Raw genomic sequence first — 15,696 nt, 5'->3', positions numbered from 1 at the left:
GTTGCGTGTTTAAAAGGATAATTTTAGTTGCTATAGCTTCCGCACAAACATGAATGCGCAATACATTTCACATCTATTAACATCAACATCATAAAAATTAAAAAAAACGAGCTCCTTTTAAAAAGCTATAAAAACATAACGTTATCGCTACCACAAATGCAACGGTTAAAAAACAAAGAACACCTTTTTTTACCAAATAAGATAAAAACGAGACATGTTCCCGAGACTGCGTCCTTAAAGAAGAAAAATCATTCTCAATGCAATGATTAGATGCCTGAGCACCCATCATACCTTTTTCTTCTATCACAGCATGCTTCACTACTCCCTCAACCTTTTTAAAAGAAGATTTCAGAGCATCACTGGGCAAAGGGCTTCTATTTTCTTGCTGCAACGTATTTTCAACATTTGTTTGGAGTGAAATTATGCTGTTTTCTTTCGAAAAATTTCGCACCTTTTGAAGTAATAAGTGTTCTTGATTTCCCTCACATTCCATGTGAGCAAGTTTTTGTATAACAGAATCAGGTGATTTTGAACGAGACACCCGTCGTGTTACCGCTGCTTCTTCTAAGCTTTTTTTTTCACTCTGCAAACTTTGAACAATTGTTTTAATCTGCTCTAAAGACTGGAAAAGCTTTTTTTCTCTTTGACGACGTATATAATGTTCAGCCAAAATGGCCCGACTAATATCATCTAAGTAAGATTTAAAATGCTCTTCTACCGAATTCTGCTGCATTAAAGAACGAGGCGAATGCTTCATTTGCATTTGCGCATAAACGGTGCGTAATTTTTGAGCAATATCCGACATCGTTACTTCTACAGAAGTATCCATTCTCTCTTTCTGTTCAACAAAAGAAAAGACTTTATCGTTCCTAACCTGTTTGGTCGCCTGGTCGATCGTATGACCCTTCGTATTCACAAACGCCTACCCCTCATTAACCTTTTTGAAAAGAATCGCAACAAATGATGAGAAAGTGTGCTCTATTTTAGTAAATAGAGCTTTAAGAACTTCCAAAAACTTTTTTGTTAGAAATATTTTCCCCAATCTTTATCTAAAATATTTGAAAGAAAGATCTTTAATTTTTCTGTCTTCAAGATTTGAAGAGCAAAATCATTCCCCCATTTTTATCTTTTTCACTTAATTTTTCATTGCATAAAGGACCTATTGCACCATCATAAACAAAGCATAAGAAACTAAAAAAGAATATTCTCACAAGACAGTTTGATTTTTTTACTTTTTATTCAAGCAAATAAGGCAATTATGGCAATGCAAAAATATGAAGATTGAAAATGACGACGAGAAAGTACAAGTAAACATAAAAAAGCTTATACGAAAGAGAACACAAGTTATAAATTGAGACTTCATTCTAAACAATTTGGTTTCTTATGAGTATTGCTATAAACTTGTAACATACAAACAAAGAGGATCATTATGAAGATAATTGTCGCTGTCAAACGTGTTGTTGATTATAACATCAAGATACGCGTCAAACCGGATAATACAGGCGTTGATCTGTCTCACGTAAAAATGTCTATGAATCCTTTTGATGAGATAGCCGTGGAGGAGGCCGTTCGCCAAAAAGAATCCGGTAAAATTTCAGAAGTTCTTCTTGTTTCAATTGGCCCAGAAGCAGCTCAAGAAACTCTACGAACAGGACTTGCAATGGGAGCTGATCGCGCACTTCTTGTCACAACGGATCAAACACTTGAACCCTTAGCAATTGCTAAGATTCTCAAAACCATTGTTGATGAAGAAAAACCCGACATGGTCTTTTTAGGAAAACAAGCAATTGATGACGATAGCAACCAAACAGGACAAATGCTCGCTGCTCTTCTTGGGTGGGGACAAGCAACTTTTGCCTCACATCTTAACATAGAAAATGGGCATGCTACAGTTACTCGTGAAGTTGATAATGGAACACAAACCCTTTGTCTTCCCCTTCCCATGGTTATGACCGCCGATCTACGGCTCAATGAACCGCGTTACACCTCTCTCCCCAATATCATGAAAGCAAAAAAGAAAATCATTGAACAAAAATCTCTTACTGATCTTGGCGTCGATACGAAAGCACGCTTAACAATTTTAAGCGTTGAAGAGCCAAAACCCCGTCAATCCGGTATAAAAGTGGCAAATGTAGTAGAACTTGTCAGAGCCTTAAAACAGAAGAACTGCATTTAATATTCTCACCACTAGAGTAAAAGCAACACTCACATAAAAGGGCAAAAACTTATGGCAATTCTTTTATTGGCCGATCATAATACAGAAGAAACAGCAAAAGCACTCACCGCTGCACGCGTACTCAGTAATGATATCGATATTCTGGTTTGCGGAGAAAAAATTCAAACGATAGCGGAAAATAGTGCTAAACTTAATGGTGTGCGGAAAGTTCTTATTGCAAAAGCAGACTATTTAGCCCATCAACTTGCCGAGCCTATGTCAGATACAATTCTCATGTTAGCAAAGGATTATGATGTGATCATGGCAGCATCCAGCAGTACTGGGAAAAATGTGATGCCGCGCGTAGCAGCTCTTCTTGATCTTATGCAAATTTCAGATATTACCGCCATTCTTTCACCCAATACCTTCAAACGACCAATTTATGCAGGCAATGCATTTGAAACTGTACGCACCAATGATTATAAAAAGATTATAACAGTTCGCACCGCTTCTTTCACCCCAACACCTTCCCAAAATAATTCTGCTCCCATTAAAACAATAACACCAGCTCCCAATCCAAATCTTTCTTCTTTCGTAAAAGCAGAGACAAACAAAAGTGATCGTCCTGAGCTCACCTCAGCACGTGTTATTATATCAGGCGGGCGTGGTCTTGGTTCTCAAGAGAAATTTATGGCCCTGCTTCTTCCTCTTGCAAACAAATTAAATGCTGCTTTAGGTGCCAGCCGCGCAGCAGTGGATGCAGGCTATGCTCCCAATGATTGGCAAATTGGACAAACAGGAAAAGTCGTTGCCCCTGAACTCTATATCGCCGTTGGCATTTCCGGTGCAATCCAGCATGTAGCCGGTATAATGGATGCACAAATTATTGTTGCCATTAATAAAGATGAAGAAGCTCCCATCATGCAAATTGCCGATTACACCCTTGTAGGTGATCTCCACCAAATTATTCCAGAATTGGAGAAAGCTTTATAAGCCATGAAAGCACCTCTGCATGACCAACGTGAAAGTATGGAGTTTGACATAGTCATTGTCGGAGCAGGACCTGCAGGGCTTTCTGCCGCAATTCGTTTTAAACAAATTAATCCTGAGCTTTCTGTCACAATTGTTGAAAAAGGAACCGAAGTTGGTGCACATATTCTCTCTGGCGCAGTTGTTGACCCCATTGGTATCGACACACTCTTACCAGAATGGCGAAATGATAACGACCATCCCTTCACAACCCCTGTCACACAAGACCAATTTTTTTTTCTAAAGCCTCAAAAGTCCACAGTATTTCCCAATATTTTGCACCCTAAAATCTTATCAAATAACGGATGTTATATCGTTTCGCTTGGGAGCGTCTGCCGCTGGCTAAGCAAAAAAGCTGAAGCGTTGGGTGTTGAAATCTATCCTGGTTTTGCAGCAACAGAACCCATCATCCAAAAAGATAACGGAGCTATCATTGGTGTTCTCACCGGTGATATGGGGCTTAACAAAGATGGAACCCCTGGAAAAAATTATATGCCTGGGATGGCTTTATTGGCAAAATATACTCTGATTGCGGAAGGAGCACGCGGCTCAATTGCAAAACAACTGATACAACATTTTAATCTTAGCAAAAATCGAGAACCACAAAAATTTGGTCTTGGTCTCAAGGAGCTCTGGGAAATTGCCCCCAACAAACACCAACGCGGTTTAGTACAACATTTCACTGGTTGGCCCCTAGACAATAATACCGGTGGCGGTGGCTTTATTTATCACCAAGAAAACAATATCATTTCTGTCGGTTTTGTTGTGCACTTAGATTACAAAAATCCTTATCTTTCTCCCTTTGAAGAATTTCAACGTTTTAAAACACATCCAAAACTCTATAAAATCTTTAAAGGCGCAAAACGTCTTTCCTATGGTGCACGTGTTATCAGCGAAGGAGGTTGGCAATCTGTACCAAAACTCACCTTTCCTGGTGGGGCGCTTATTGGCTGTTCTGCTGGATTTGTCAATGTTCCTCGTATCAAAGGATCACACAATGCCATCTTATCTGGCATATTAGCTGCCGATAAAATGGCTACCGCTCTTGCACAAGGGCGTGCCCATGATGAGGTTAAAGAAATCGAAGAACAGTGGCGAAAAGGGCTCATTGGCAAAGATCTTTATAAAGTGCGAAATGCCAAACCGCTCTGGGCAAAATATGGGACAAAATATGGAATTAAACTTGCTGGTTTTGATATGTGGTGGCAACAACTGTTCGGATTTTCCTTATTTAAAACACTCTCCCACGGAAAGGAAGATTATGCATGCCTTGAACCAGCAGAAAAATTTCAACCCATTTCTTACCCAAAACCAGATGGCGTTGTAACCTTTGATCGCCTTTCAAGTGTTGCCCTTTCCAATACGCATCATGAAGAAAATCAACCTTGTCATTTAAAAATAGCCTCATTAAAAAAGCAAAAGGACTCTGAATATGCAATCTATGGAGGACCCTCTACACGCTATTGTCCCGCCGCTGTCTACGAGTGGCTAGAGGATAATGATCATCTGACTTATATGATAAACGCTTCAAATTGCATACATTGTAAAACATGCGATATCAAAGATCCAAACCAAAATATCACTTGGATCTGTCCGCAAGGCAATGAGGGCCCCTTCTATCCCAATATGTAATTCCCCAATGTATAATCATTGTTCATTTTCCTAAAATTGAAATATACAAAACGCAATGGATAAAAATATTTCCCTCAGATCAGAAATCTATCAATCACCTTCCTGCATACGTTCTTTCACAATGTAAAAAGAACTCTATTCTCATATAAAATACTCTCTTCACCGCATGAATTTTTTCAATAGAAAAACATAACATATTTTTATCAAAATTTTTTTATTTAAATGACAAAACAATAATAAATATATTCTTGACAATTCTGCGATAAAGGAACAGCCGCGGTTCTCGAAAACCTGAAGGAAAATAAGCCCGTTCTACTTTACCCCCTCTCCCATATGATCCAAAATGCTTTTAGCCCTCTCATAAGAAACATCAGTCGTTTTAACTAGCCAAGAGCAAAACCTACGGAGGTACAATTCAAGTTTATTTTTTCTCCTGCACTTGCCAAGTAATGCTCACTCAAGAAAAACCACGAATGAATGTAGAAAAAACATTGTGAGATAAAGAGATAAAGAGCATGCTTGTTCAAGCCCTTTATAATGTTTCTACTGATAATGACACGAAAAAATCTTTAATCTCACATTAACCTTTTATTTTTGCATCAAGGATAATCGCCTTGCATCTAACCTTACCAATATACTGCAATGAATGTGTACAAATACCGTAAGAATAAGCAGATGCCAAGCCATGGAGACTATCGCTATTAGCAAAACACCTGATAAAAAACAAAATAGCTTTCATGACCACTCTATGACGCGTTTTATAGAGTTGTTTTTTTTATAAAGCTTGTGCTTTCGCTATTGCTTGTAAATCAACATCCAAATTGAACACAAGTGGTATATTTAAAAGAAAGATTAAGGTGAATGAAAGCTCTGCACGCCGTTCCAGCTTTTGTAGCTAGAGCAAAAATATTGCATATTCTATTTGAGTAATCTCTGAAACGAAAATACAGCTTCATTTAGCAAGAACATCAAATCTGAAAGGAAAAAACTGTTTTCCTCTTTACTATCATCTGTCCATTCGGTTTTAAAACTTTCAAAAGCATCACAATATCCTCTAAAAAGAAGAGATAACGTATTGTCCCCGCTTTTATTACTTACGTTTTTTTATGGGAGCATATCCTTCAGAAAAAATAAGGTATCCAAAATTAAAGCAGACTTGTGTTGTTCAGTCATGGGCTTGTTTTTAAGAGATAGCTCTCATATCAAACAATAATTTTGCGACACTATCCGAAAAAGGTATAACGCAATCCTGTGAACGAACAGTTCCATATTTATGAAATAAAAAGTACAAGCTAACAGCATTATTTTCTCTGCGATCTCCAATGAGGCGATAATCTTTGTTTTAAGGAGGTTTCAAGATGCACAAAAATGATTTTGATTAATTGACTATAAGAAGAGCTGAGATAATGTTACGATATTTAAAGCTCCTAATTAATAGGCAAAATAATAAATTTTCTATTATAAATCAAATGTTTAAGATAAAATTTAGCCTTAAACTTTTCTAAGGTACTCATTATACTGTATACTGTTAAAGCTGTAGAGAATATGAAAAAATAAAGTATTTTGCTGATAAGAGCTTATATTTGATCAAGTCAGCTGCCAGTTAACTGTATGTGTTTCAAAAGGGGCTGTTTACATTTGCTCAGAAAAACAGTTTGGATATCAATAGAATATTTGAAAAATCGGCGTTATGGAAATAATCTAAAAAGCTTAGCTTTTAAAAGAGCACAAACAAGCATGAGATTATAACATTGGGTAAAATTGTTTTTTGGTTCTCGAAGGAAAAACTTTATAGAAAATCATGGGGTAGATAGAATATTGGTTACATTTGGAATTTGTTTTACTGGAAAAAATAACGCGGATCAAAATAGATAATAATGTTAAATTAAGATATTAAATATGAAATTATCTTATTGTAGTGTAATCGATTATTCGAATAAGGTAAGCCTTTGTAATGATAAAAAATGTGCTGGTAAAAAATGAGCTAAAATGGCTTATGAGTATGGATAAAAATCTTGTGGTGAGGAGAATTTAATGAAAAGAAAAGAGCATGTGTGAAAAAGCATATTTTATAGGTGCGCATGCTTATTCTGCACCCGTTATAGAATCAGGGCTTTATCTTGTGGCAACACCTATCGGAAATCTTGCAGATATTACGCTTCGTGCTTTGCAAGTACTTGCAGGAATTGATATTTTAGCGTGTGAGGATACGCGAGTAACACGTGTTTTGTTGGAACGTTACGGTATTCAAAAAAAACCTTTTCTCTATCATGAATATAATGCGCAAAAAGCGGGTCCGAAGCTCTTAGCGGCTTTAGCAGAAAACAAAACAGTAGCACTTGTTTCAGATGCCGGAACACCACTTATTTCTGATCCTGGATTTCGATTGGTGGAAGAGGCCCGTAAAGCTGGTCATAAAATTATTCCTATTCCTGGAGCATCCGCTCTTTTAGCCGCTCTTATACCGACAGGGCTTCCTACTGATAGCTTTTTTTTTGCAGGTTTTTTGAGTGCACGAAAGCTACAGCGCCGAAAACGGTTGGAACAATTAAAAGAGATTCCAGCAACTTTGATTTTTTATGAATCACCGCATCGTCTTGTTGAAACTTTACAGGATATGGTCACTCTTTTTTCGGCTGATCGACCTGCTGCCATTTGTCGTGAATTAACAAAAAAGTTTGAAACAGTAGATGTTTCCAATTTGGGAAATTTGTTAGAAAATTACAGAAAACAAGCACATATTCGTGGGGAAATTGTTGTCCTTGTTGGAGAATCATCTTCTTCTTTAAATGTGATAAGTGATCAAGAAATTGATGAAATGCTATTAGAACGCGCACGGACACATTCTGCTGCTCAAGCGGCAGCTTTTGTTGCAAAAAAAACCGGTTTTAAAAAGCAGGAACTTTTTCAGCGATTAATCTTTTTAAAAAATGCGTAAAATGATACAAAAAAAACGCAGACAAAAGTCTTTTTATCGAGGGGTTCGTGCAGAAAAATTGGCAGCTTTGTGGCTACGTTGCAAAGGGTTTCACATTGCCGAAAGGCGTTTTAAAACAAAATGTGGAGAAATTGATTTAATTGCACGACGCGGAAATCTTGTGTTAATCGTTGAAGTTAAAGCACGTTCAACGTTGGCTGAAGCAATGGAAGCGGTTTCCCGAATGAATGAAAAGCGAATTGAGGCAGCTGCCGATATTTGGCTCGCACGGCAAAAAGATTATGCCCTTTTGTCTGTACGCTTTGATTTAATTGCAATTTTACCTTGGCGTTGGCCACAGCATATCCCTGCATTTTTTACATCTGATCAATAAACGGCCCCCCGTTTTAACCATATTCAATAAAAAACATTTCGTTTTTATGTGCATATGCGTTAAAAAGTGTGTAATAATTGAGCGCTATAAGGAGCGAAATATGGATGATTATGAAAAGTTTGCAACAGGTTTGCTCATCATTTTTGGAGCGCTAATTATTGGTGGTTTAATGGCAATGCATATTGTGCTTATGAATAAACCAGGTTTTTTATTTGCATTAGCCGCAGCTGTTGTTGGTTGGTTTTCTGCTTTTGCCGTTCTCTTTGACAAGCCCAAAATCTATTTGGTTTTGATTATTCTTGCTATGTTATGTGTTGCTTCTTCAATTAGCGTTTATGTTAGTTAAAACACCTGAGATGTTGATTGAAATTCCTTTTAAAATATGAAACTGAGAAATAGATAATGAGACTTGGCTTTTTGGGAACGGGTACAATCAGTGCTTCAATGGTGAATGGCTTAATGACAAGCAACTTTGATGTTTCTTCCATTATTGTTTCGCCTCGCAATGCACAAACAGCAAAGCGCCTTTCACGCACTTATGATAAAGTTATGATTGCTGAAAATAACCAAGCGTTGCTCGATGTTAGTGATTGTGTTTTTCTTTGCTTGCCCAATCAAATTGCAGAAGACGTTTTGCGCTCTCTTTGTTTTCGTCCAGAACAGCTGGTTATTTCCGTACTTGCTATGGCAAAAGCAGCAGAAATAGAAGAGTGGATTAATCATAAAGTTTATCGTGCTGTTCCATTACCTTTTGTTGCAGAATGCAAAAATTTGACACCAATCTATCCCAATCATCCCTTTTTGCGCACTTTATTTGATGCATTGGGGGGCACATTGGTGCTGGATAAGGAAGAGCAGTTTAATCTTTTTATGACAGCTGGTTCACTTATGGGAGTATATTTTAATTTTATAAAAACTGCCCATCAATGGTTTATAACACAAGGGTTAAAAAAACAACAATCAGCAGAATTCCTTACCATGATGTTTGGAAATCTTACAGATGAAATGCGTAAAACTATAGCAACGGATCGTTCTGTATCTCTCGATTTTGCACTGCTTGAAAAAGAGTTTTCAACAAAGGGTGGAACAAATGAATTTTTGTCAAATTACTTTTCTCAACAAGGGGGAAAGAATGCTTTAACAATGGCTCTTGAAGCTACTTTGCAAAAAATGAATGCTTCTAAAAAGACTTGACCAATATTTTTATCATCTCAATAAGAAAAAACTAAATGTTGAAGATGTATATCAAGAAAACTCACATCAAAAAATGCTTTTTTATGAAAAAATTGATTATTAAAATATTTTTTACAACCTTTTACAATTTTTCTAAATTATTTTTATTTTCGGTCTTCTTCTTTTTGCCTCAAGTCCAATATTTTTTTCTACCTCACAGCTCTAGCTCTTCAATTTTGTTCCCCTTCAGGTTATCCAAACGCATGAATAATTTTTTGTTTATTTAACCTATATACTCCATTCACACATTAAAACTTCCTCTTACAAAGAAGCGACTATTTTTATGTCTTTCATGATTGTGTTTTAATAAACTCTCTTATAACCCCCCCATTCAAAAGAGTTGATTTTTTATTTGATCAACAATTTTACGATATAGTTTAGCATGCTCTTCACTAGGCTTAGCAACAAAAATAGGGATTCCTTCATCTGAAGAAAATCGTAAAGCTGCATCAAGCGGTATTTCCGCTAAGAAAGGGACTTCTCGACGTTCCGCTTCTGCCCGTGCACCACCATAGCCAAAAATATCATAGCGTTTTCCCGTATCAGGAGCGATAAAATAACTCATATTCTCAATGAGTCCTAAAATAGGAACATTAACTTTCATGAACATTTCTATTGCTTTACGTGCATCCACTAAAGCAAGATCTTGGGGCGTAGAGACAACCAACGCACCTGTTAATTGTACCTGTTGGGCAAGCGTTAATTGTGCATCCCCTGTACCGGGCGGCATATCAACGACTAAAACGTCCAGAGGCCCCCATACAACATCTCGTAACAATTGCGTTACAGCTGCCATAACCATAGGACCACGCCATACTACCGGCTTTTCTTCCTCAACCAAAAATCCCATCGACATCAATTTAAGTCCAAATTTTTCAAGAGGTTGAATCTTTTTTTCTCCAATAAGCTGTGGTTTTTGATTAACAAGTCCTGTCAAACGTGGCAACGAAGGACCATAAATATCAGCATCCATCACCCCCGTCTTGAAACCAGAATCTTGTAAAGCTAAGGCGATATTTATTGCCATCGTAGATTTTCCGACCCCTCCTTTTCCAGAAGCAACAGCAATCACATGCCGCACACCTTCTATGGGCATTTTGATCGGTAAGAGATTTGCTCTTCGACTAGGTGCTGTCTTTGTTATTTTTTCTGCTGTAAGTGTAACAACAGCAGATTTCACTCCCTCCAAAGCACATACCACCTTTTCAGCAGAACGACGCAATGATTCCCATTTTTGCACACCTCCATCAGGAACTGTAATGGAAAAGAAAACCTTACCATCAGCAATCAATATTTCTGAAAGAAGACCCAACGACACAATATCGCTTTCAAGATCTGGTCCTTTGATTGTACGTAATACGTTGCGGACAGCCTCACTTGTGATAAGATCCATGTTCTTTCCTCTCTATAAAAATACCAGCAAATATAAGCATAAGAACGAAAAATACTTACAAGGTTCATCACCTGATAATTTTCTACTTTACTCAGCATTATAAAGTATACATCTCTTATCTCTTTAAAAATATGAAACCATCCTTAAAATAAAGAAGCTCAAACATAAAATCTGCTATAAAATCCTATCAATCACGTTTGTGCTACAACCACTTTAATGAATATTCTGATAAAAATTTTGTAAAAACAAAAACTGAAAAAAACTCTTAATCTTAAAGGATATTTTAAATTGAGCATACAGTAATCAGTCACACCTTCTTTAATTCTTTAAGGCCCTAGCTATTTATGTTCTGTAGATTCAATCGTTATTTTCTAACACTCCTACAGTATTGTAAAAAAGCGTTACAGATAGTTATAAGGTGTTTTGTATTCTTTCAAGAGAGAGAAAAACAATCTAAGATTGACTTTTTTTATATTTTTCCTTATGGGTTAACAGCCGTATGATAGGATAAAATTGTTTATCTCGCGCATAACTACTCATAAAACGAAGATTAAGAAGGGCCGCACTCCGCGGTATTTAAATAAATGAAACGTACTTACCAACCCTCTAAACTTGTCCGTAAACGCCGCCATGGGTTTCGTGCACGCATGGCCACAGCTGGAGGACGTAAAGTTATTGCTGCAAGACGTGCTCGTGGACGTAAGCGGCTTTCTGCTTAACCATTTAAATTTTCACAACCGTTGAGGATTGCTCATCGTTTCTTCGTTGTGAAACTTTTATTATGAACCTACAATGTCTGCTTGCAGGCATTTAATGAAATTGCGAAATATTCTTTTATGAAGAAAAAACATCCCTGCCGTATTCGCAAAAGAGCAGACTTTTTGGCTGTCCGTACAGGAGAAAAACGACGTGGTCCTTTATTTTTGCTCGAAGTTAAATCTCGTGAACAAACAACAGAAAGAAAAGATTCTCTTTTTGCACGTGTAGGCTTCACTGTTACCCGTAAAAACGGTAATGCTGTGAAACGTAATCGTATTAAAAGGCGCTTGCGTGAGGCCGTGAGAGTTGGTGTAACAAACCACATGGAAGCAGGAACAGACTATGTCATTGTAGCGTACCGTGATGTGTTACATGCACCTTTTACATCCTTGATTAGTGAATTAAATCGGCGAATAAAACCAAAAATAAAACATCAGCAACAACAACAAGGGTGTACGGATGGAATATAATCGCAATTTCTTTATCGCTATTGGCTTATCTTTCGTAGTGCTCATCGCATGGCAATTTCTTCATGTTGCTCCCAAACAAGCAAAGTTACAAAAACAACAAGTCATCGCACAGCAATTGTCAAAACAACAATCAGCCCTTTCTACTACCACGACAGATTTTTCTGACGATACCTCAACGTATCAAGCTACATCTATCATCGAACAGCCCATGACACCTGAAATCCGGAAAGCTGTATTGGACAAAACAGAGCGTATTGCGATCAAAACCAATGAACTGGAAGGCTCTATTAATCTTGTTGGTGCACAATTTGATGATCTTCACCTCAAAAAATATCGTTTAACAGTCGATAAAAAATCACCGGAAATCGATTTGCTAAATCCTAAAGGTTTCAAAACGACCTACCTTGCTGAATTTGGTTTTGCAAGTGCGTCTTTGCCAGCAAAAGCCTTGCCACAATCGGATACAAAATGGCAAATAGAGGGAAACAATACAATCCTGACTCCTTCAACACCCATCACTTTAATTTATAATAATGGACAGGGACAAATCTTCCGGCGGACCCTTTCTGTTGATAATCATTTCATGTTTACCATTGAGGATTCTATCAGCAATGAAAGTGATCAACCAATACATCTCTCGTCCTATGCCCGCGTTGCACGTGCTGCACCACCAGAACATACAAATGCAACCTATTTACTTCATGAAGGTATGATAGGTATTGCAGGAGATTCGCTCAAAACTGAAAAATATAAAACCTTAGCAGAGCTTGACCCAAATCCTGATAATGGGCAAAAAAGCATGACTTTTTCCAAAGTAACAGGAGGTTGGATTGGTATTACCGATAAATATTGGGCTGTAGCAGTTATTCCCCCGCAAAATAAAGAATATACAAGCCGTTTTATTTATTTTGATCGTTTGCAAACGCATTATCAGTCTGACTTGCTAGGGTCGCTTTTAACGATTGCCCCAAATGAAACAAAAACTGTTACAAATCGTCTTTTTGCTGGTGCAAAACAAGTTGAAATTATTAATAATTATCAAAATGACCTAAAAATCAAAAAGTTTGCTCTTTTAATTGATTGGGGCTGGTTTGATTTCATCACCAAACCAATGTTTTCCCTCATTGATATTCTTTATAAACAAACAGGGAATTTTGGTATCGCCATCCTTCTTGTCACAGTTCTCTTAAAAGCTCTTCTTTTCCCTCTAGCCAATAAATCTTATAAATCTATGGCACGCATGAAGCTTTTACAACCGCGGTTGCTAGAAATAAAAGAAAAGTATCCCGATGACCAAACCAAACAACAAAAGGCAATAATAGATCTATATAAAACCGAAAAAATAAATCCCCTTGCAGGCTGTTGGCCAATGTTGGTTCAATTCCCAATATTCTTTGCTCTTTATAAAGTTCTCTATATCACTATTGAGATGCGCCATGCCCCTTTCTTTGGCTGGATTAAAGATTTAGCGGCACCCGACCCAACTTCTCTTTTTAACTTGTTTGGTCTCTTGCCATATACAACGCCAACATTTCTTATGATTGGTGCATGGCCTTTGATTATGGGAATAACGATGTTTTTACAAATGCGTATGAATCCTGCTCCTCAAGACCAAACCCAAGCGATGATATTCACATGGATGCCTGTTGTCTTTACTTTTATGCTCGCCTCTTTCCCTGTTGGTCTCGTCATCTATTGGGCATGGAACAATATATTATCAATCATTCAGCAAGGTATCATGATGAAGCGCCAAGGAGTTAAAATTGAGCTTTTTGATAATCTGAAAGCCATCTGGAGAAGATCACCCAAAAAAGAAGTGCATGAATGACAAGAGATTCTTCCCTTTCTGGAATTTTTTCTCGCAATTGGATTTTTATTCGTGGTGTACCAGCAATACGCTTTCTCCCCCCCGAAGGACCACCAGAAATTGCATTTGCAGGACGTTCCAATGTTGGAAAATCATCTTTAATCAACGCACTCGTCCAACAAAAAAGCTTAGCACGTACCTCAAATACACCAGGACGGACTCAAGAGCTTAATTATTTTGTCCCCGATGGATTCAGTGGGCAACTAGGAGACCTTCCCCCTCTAGCATTAGTAGATATGCCTGGTTATGGTTTTGCTGCTGCTCCTAAAAATCTTGTTGATGCGTGGACAAATTTGATTTTTAGCTATTTACGGGGGCGCACAACGTTAAAACGTGTATATATCTTAATTGATTCACGGCACGGAATCAAAAATAATGATGAAGATGTTCTTGCTCTCCTTGATAAAGCAGCTGTTTCTTATCACATTGTTTTGACAAAAAGCGATAAAATCAAATCAAATGCCTTGGAAAAATTAATTATGAGCACACAAACAAAGCTTCTTAAACGCCCAGCAGCTTATCCTGAGCTTCTTGTAACCTCTTCAGAAAAAGCTATCGGTTTAGAAGAATTACGTGCTGCCATTTTGCAAACCATCGCATAAGAGAACAATTCCTAGTCATTAGCAATTTATTAATTATAATTACTAGCAGCTACTAATGATCTTGTACTTCTAGTCAAGCATCTTTATAAAAATGATTACTTGAAAGAATTCTCTTCAACTCTATTTGATAGTGTAAATTATGCTGACACTTTTTCACTCTCCCCTATCCTCTGCCTCGCGCTTCATACGCCTCATTCTTGGGGAATATGGTGTAACCACTCAACTGATTGAAGAATATGAATGGGCAAGAAGACACGAATTTCTAGCCCTCAATCCCGCTGGTCATGTTCCTGTTTTTCTCGATGAACACGAGGTTCCATTATCAGGTCCTCTTGTTATCTGCGAATATTTAGACGAAACACATGGAAGTTTACGACAAGAAAATAAGCTCTTTCCAGAAAATCCTTTAGATCGTGCGGAAGTACGCCGTCTCAATGACTGGTTCTTAAATAAATTCGAAAATGAAGCAACGCGCCATATCGTACGAGAACGAATCCATAAACGTGAAATGCCACTTGCCATCGGCGGTGGTGCTCCTAATTCACAAATTTTACGCAATGCACGTGCCAATATTTTACCACATATGAACTATCTCAATTGGCTCTGTGCCTCTCGCGATAGCTTAGTCGGTTCTGCCTTGTCCTATGCAGATCTAGCAGCAGCAGCTTCTATTTCTGTACTTGACTTTCTAGGGGAAATTGACTGGGAACAATCTCCTGCTGCCAAAGACTGGTATATGAGAATTAAATCACGCCCTTCTTTTCGTTCTCTTTTAACAGATCGCGTCCGCGGAATTGTTGCAAGTGCTCACTATGCAGATCTTGATTTCTAGCCTTCTCTCACAAACAAAAATAAAAGTGATATTTTATCTAAAGGATATTTATAGTTTTATGAATTTTTATGCATGCGTATAAACAATATAATAATACATTGATTTATGATCGTATTAAACAGAGAATAAAACCCATTATAATTGAATCACAAAAATCACTTTCTTATCGTGTCACAAAAAAAGATTAGCACAGGAATAAAAAATATTTAAGAAAGCATTTTAACGACTCTCTTTAAATACAAGAGCTGTAGCATCATTAGAAGCTAGGCAAATAAAATAACAATACTTAACGCATGTTATCCTCAAGTCTCCCCAATATATGAAAAAACGCATTGCATAACATATATACTATTTGCTCTATAATAAAAAAATCCTCATCATGCGTTTTTACAACATAACAATTTTTTTAACTG

At 37.3% G+C, this 15,696-nt stretch carries 15 protein-coding genes; 12 read left to right on the top strand and 3 right to left on the bottom strand.

The annotated features are described in order from the left end of the window. Window positions 1–97: 97 nt before the first annotated feature. Window positions 98–916 carry a hypothetical protein gene (locus ACFILO_RS01680; protein ID WP_375677739.1) on the bottom strand — a complete coding sequence of 273 codons (819 nt, stop codon included), beginning with the start codon at window positions 914–916 and terminating at the stop codon, window positions 98–100. A 513-nt stretch (window positions 917–1,429) separates the two neighbouring features. On the opposite strand from ACFILO_RS01680, the gene ACFILO_RS01675 reads away from it, so the two are divergent. Genes ACFILO_RS01675 through ACFILO_RS01665 form a run of 3 tightly spaced genes read left to right on the top strand, consistent with a single transcriptional unit; the run spans window position 1,430 to window position 4,816 of the window. Then, window positions 1,430–2,176: an electron transfer flavoprotein subunit beta/FixA family protein gene (locus ACFILO_RS01675; protein ID WP_375677738.1), complete on the top strand. Its 747-nt coding sequence runs from the start codon at window positions 1,430–1,432 to the stop codon at window positions 2,174–2,176. 51 nt (window positions 2,177–2,227) lie between these two features. After that, window positions 2,228–3,148 carry an electron transfer flavoprotein subunit alpha/FixB family protein gene (locus ACFILO_RS01670; protein WP_375632511.1) on the top strand — a complete coding sequence of 307 codons (921 nt, stop codon included), beginning with the start codon at window positions 2,228–2,230 and terminating at the stop codon, window positions 3,146–3,148. Window positions 3,149–3,151: 3 nt separating this feature from the next. Continuing rightward, window positions 3,152–4,816 carry a 4Fe-4S dicluster domain-containing protein gene (locus ACFILO_RS01665; RefSeq protein WP_375638536.1) on the top strand — a complete coding sequence of 555 codons (1,665 nt, stop codon included), beginning with the start codon at window positions 3,152–3,154 and terminating at the stop codon, window positions 4,814–4,816. A 580-nt stretch (window positions 4,817–5,396) separates the two neighbouring features. Here the strand turns inward: ACFILO_RS01665 and ACFILO_RS01660 are convergent. After that, window positions 5,397–5,555, bottom strand: coding sequence for a hypothetical protein (locus ACFILO_RS01660; protein ID WP_375638534.1), 159 nt, complete (start codon window positions 5,553–5,555; stop codon window positions 5,397–5,399). A 1,311-nt stretch (window positions 5,556–6,866) separates the two neighbouring features. Between ACFILO_RS01660 and rsmI the strand changes: the two genes are divergently transcribed. The 4 genes from rsmI (at window position 6,867) to ACFILO_RS01640 (ending at window position 9,321) form a co-directional block, all read left to right on the top strand. Next, window positions 6,867–7,754 carry a 16S rRNA (cytidine(1402)-2'-O)-methyltransferase gene (rsmI, locus tag ACFILO_RS01655; protein ID WP_375613498.1) on the top strand — a complete coding sequence of 296 codons (888 nt, stop codon included), beginning with the start codon at window positions 6,867–6,869 and terminating at the stop codon, window positions 7,752–7,754. 4 nt (window positions 7,755–7,758) lie between these two features. Then, window positions 7,759–8,127 (top strand): YraN family protein, encoded by a 369-nt coding sequence (locus ACFILO_RS01650; RefSeq protein WP_375613510.1) that lies wholly within the window; start codon window positions 7,759–7,761, stop codon window positions 8,125–8,127. A 100-nt stretch (window positions 8,128–8,227) separates the two neighbouring features. Beyond that, the gene (locus tag ACFILO_RS01645; protein ID WP_375612261.1) at window positions 8,228–8,473 is read left to right on the top strand and encodes a hypothetical protein; all 246 of its coding nucleotides are present in this window, start codon (window positions 8,228–8,230) and stop codon (window positions 8,471–8,473) included. A gap of 56 nt (window positions 8,474–8,529) precedes the next feature. After that, complete coding sequence (locus tag ACFILO_RS01640) at window positions 8,530–9,321, top strand: pyrroline-5-carboxylate reductase (RefSeq protein ID WP_375613497.1); 792 nt, start codon at window positions 8,530–8,532, stop codon at window positions 9,319–9,321. A 370-nt stretch (window positions 9,322–9,691) separates the two neighbouring features. On the opposite strand, the gene ACFILO_RS01635 is transcribed toward ACFILO_RS01640, so the two are convergent. Beyond that, complete coding sequence (locus ACFILO_RS01635; protein ID WP_375613496.1) at window positions 9,692–10,753, bottom strand: Mrp/NBP35 family ATP-binding protein; 1,062 nt, start codon at window positions 10,751–10,753, stop codon at window positions 9,692–9,694. Between the two features lie 584 nt (window positions 10,754–11,337). Here ACFILO_RS01635 and rpmH point away from each other — a divergent pair. From rpmH to ACFILO_RS01610, 5 genes are all read left to right on the top strand, one after another. Beyond that, on the top strand, window positions 11,338–11,472 hold the full coding sequence (gene rpmH, locus ACFILO_RS01630) for a 50S ribosomal protein L34 (protein WP_005864709.1): 135 nt from the start codon (window positions 11,338–11,340) through the stop codon (window positions 11,470–11,472). 117 nt (window positions 11,473–11,589) lie between these two features. Beyond that, window positions 11,590–11,982 (top strand): ribonuclease P protein component, encoded by a 393-nt coding sequence (gene rnpA / locus ACFILO_RS01625; protein ID WP_375612257.1) that lies wholly within the window; start codon window positions 11,590–11,592, stop codon window positions 11,980–11,982. Then, on the top strand, window positions 11,972–13,810 hold the full coding sequence (yidC, locus tag ACFILO_RS01620; protein ID WP_375632516.1) for a membrane protein insertase YidC: 1,839 nt from the start codon (window positions 11,972–11,974) through the stop codon (window positions 13,808–13,810). The genes rnpA and yidC overlap by 11 nt, the downstream gene beginning before the upstream one ends. Beyond that, a complete protein-coding gene (yihA, locus tag ACFILO_RS01615; protein ID WP_375652905.1) occupies window positions 13,807–14,451 on the top strand; it encodes a ribosome biogenesis GTP-binding protein YihA/YsxC in 645 nt (214 codons plus the stop codon). Before yidC ends, yihA begins: the two co-directional genes overlap by 4 nt. A 139-nt stretch (window positions 14,452–14,590) precedes the next feature. Then, window positions 14,591–15,283 carry a glutathione S-transferase family protein gene (locus ACFILO_RS01610; RefSeq protein WP_375612254.1) on the top strand — a complete coding sequence of 231 codons (693 nt, stop codon included), beginning with the start codon at window positions 14,591–14,593 and terminating at the stop codon, window positions 15,281–15,283. Window positions 15,284–15,696: the final 413 nt, after the last annotated feature.

Origin of the sequence: Bartonella sp. AP72JLCBS (assembly GCF_042195705.1) — a bacterium.
GTDB lineage: Bacteria > Pseudomonadota > Alphaproteobacteria > Rhizobiales > Rhizobiaceae > Bartonella.
The sequence above is the reverse complement of the archived record's forward strand: the minus strand, read 5'-3'. Positions and strand labels throughout refer to the sequence as shown.

Coding starts and splice junctions, on each gene's coding strand:
- ACFILO_RS01675 (WP_375677738.1), top strand. CDS start 1,430: ATGAAGATAATTGTCGCTGTCAAACGTGTTGTTGATTATAACATCAAG.
- ACFILO_RS01670 (WP_375632511.1), top strand. CDS start 2,228: ATGGCAATTCTTTTATTGGCCGATCATAATACAGAAGAAACAGCAAAA.
- ACFILO_RS01665 (WP_375638536.1), top strand. CDS start 3,152: ATGAAAGCACCTCTGCATGACCAACGTGAAAGTATGGAGTTTGACATA.
- ACFILO_RS01660 (WP_375638534.1), bottom strand. CDS start 5,555: ATGAAAGCTATTTTGTTTTTTATCAGGTGTTTTGCTAATAGCGATAGT.
- rsmI (WP_375613498.1), top strand. CDS start 6,867: ATGTGTGAAAAAGCATATTTTATAGGTGCGCATGCTTATTCTGCACCC.
- ACFILO_RS01645 (WP_375612261.1), top strand. CDS start 8,228: ATGGATGATTATGAAAAGTTTGCAACAGGTTTGCTCATCATTTTTGGA.
- ACFILO_RS01640 (WP_375613497.1), top strand. CDS start 8,530: ATGAGACTTGGCTTTTTGGGAACGGGTACAATCAGTGCTTCAATGGTG.
- ACFILO_RS01635 (WP_375613496.1), bottom strand. CDS start 10,753: ATGGATCTTATCACAAGTGAGGCTGTCCGCAACGTATTACGTACAATC.
- rpmH (WP_005864709.1), top strand. CDS start 11,338: ATGAAACGTACTTACCAACCCTCTAAACTTGTCCGTAAACGCCGCCAT.
- rnpA (WP_375612257.1), top strand. CDS start 11,590: ATGAAGAAAAAACATCCCTGCCGTATTCGCAAAAGAGCAGACTTTTTG.
- yidC (WP_375632516.1), top strand. CDS start 11,972: ATGGAATATAATCGCAATTTCTTTATCGCTATTGGCTTATCTTTCGTA.
- yihA (WP_375652905.1), top strand. CDS start 13,807: ATGACAAGAGATTCTTCCCTTTCTGGAATTTTTTCTCGCAATTGGATT.
- ACFILO_RS01610 (WP_375612254.1), top strand. CDS start 14,591: ATGCTGACACTTTTTCACTCTCCCCTATCCTCTGCCTCGCGCTTCATA.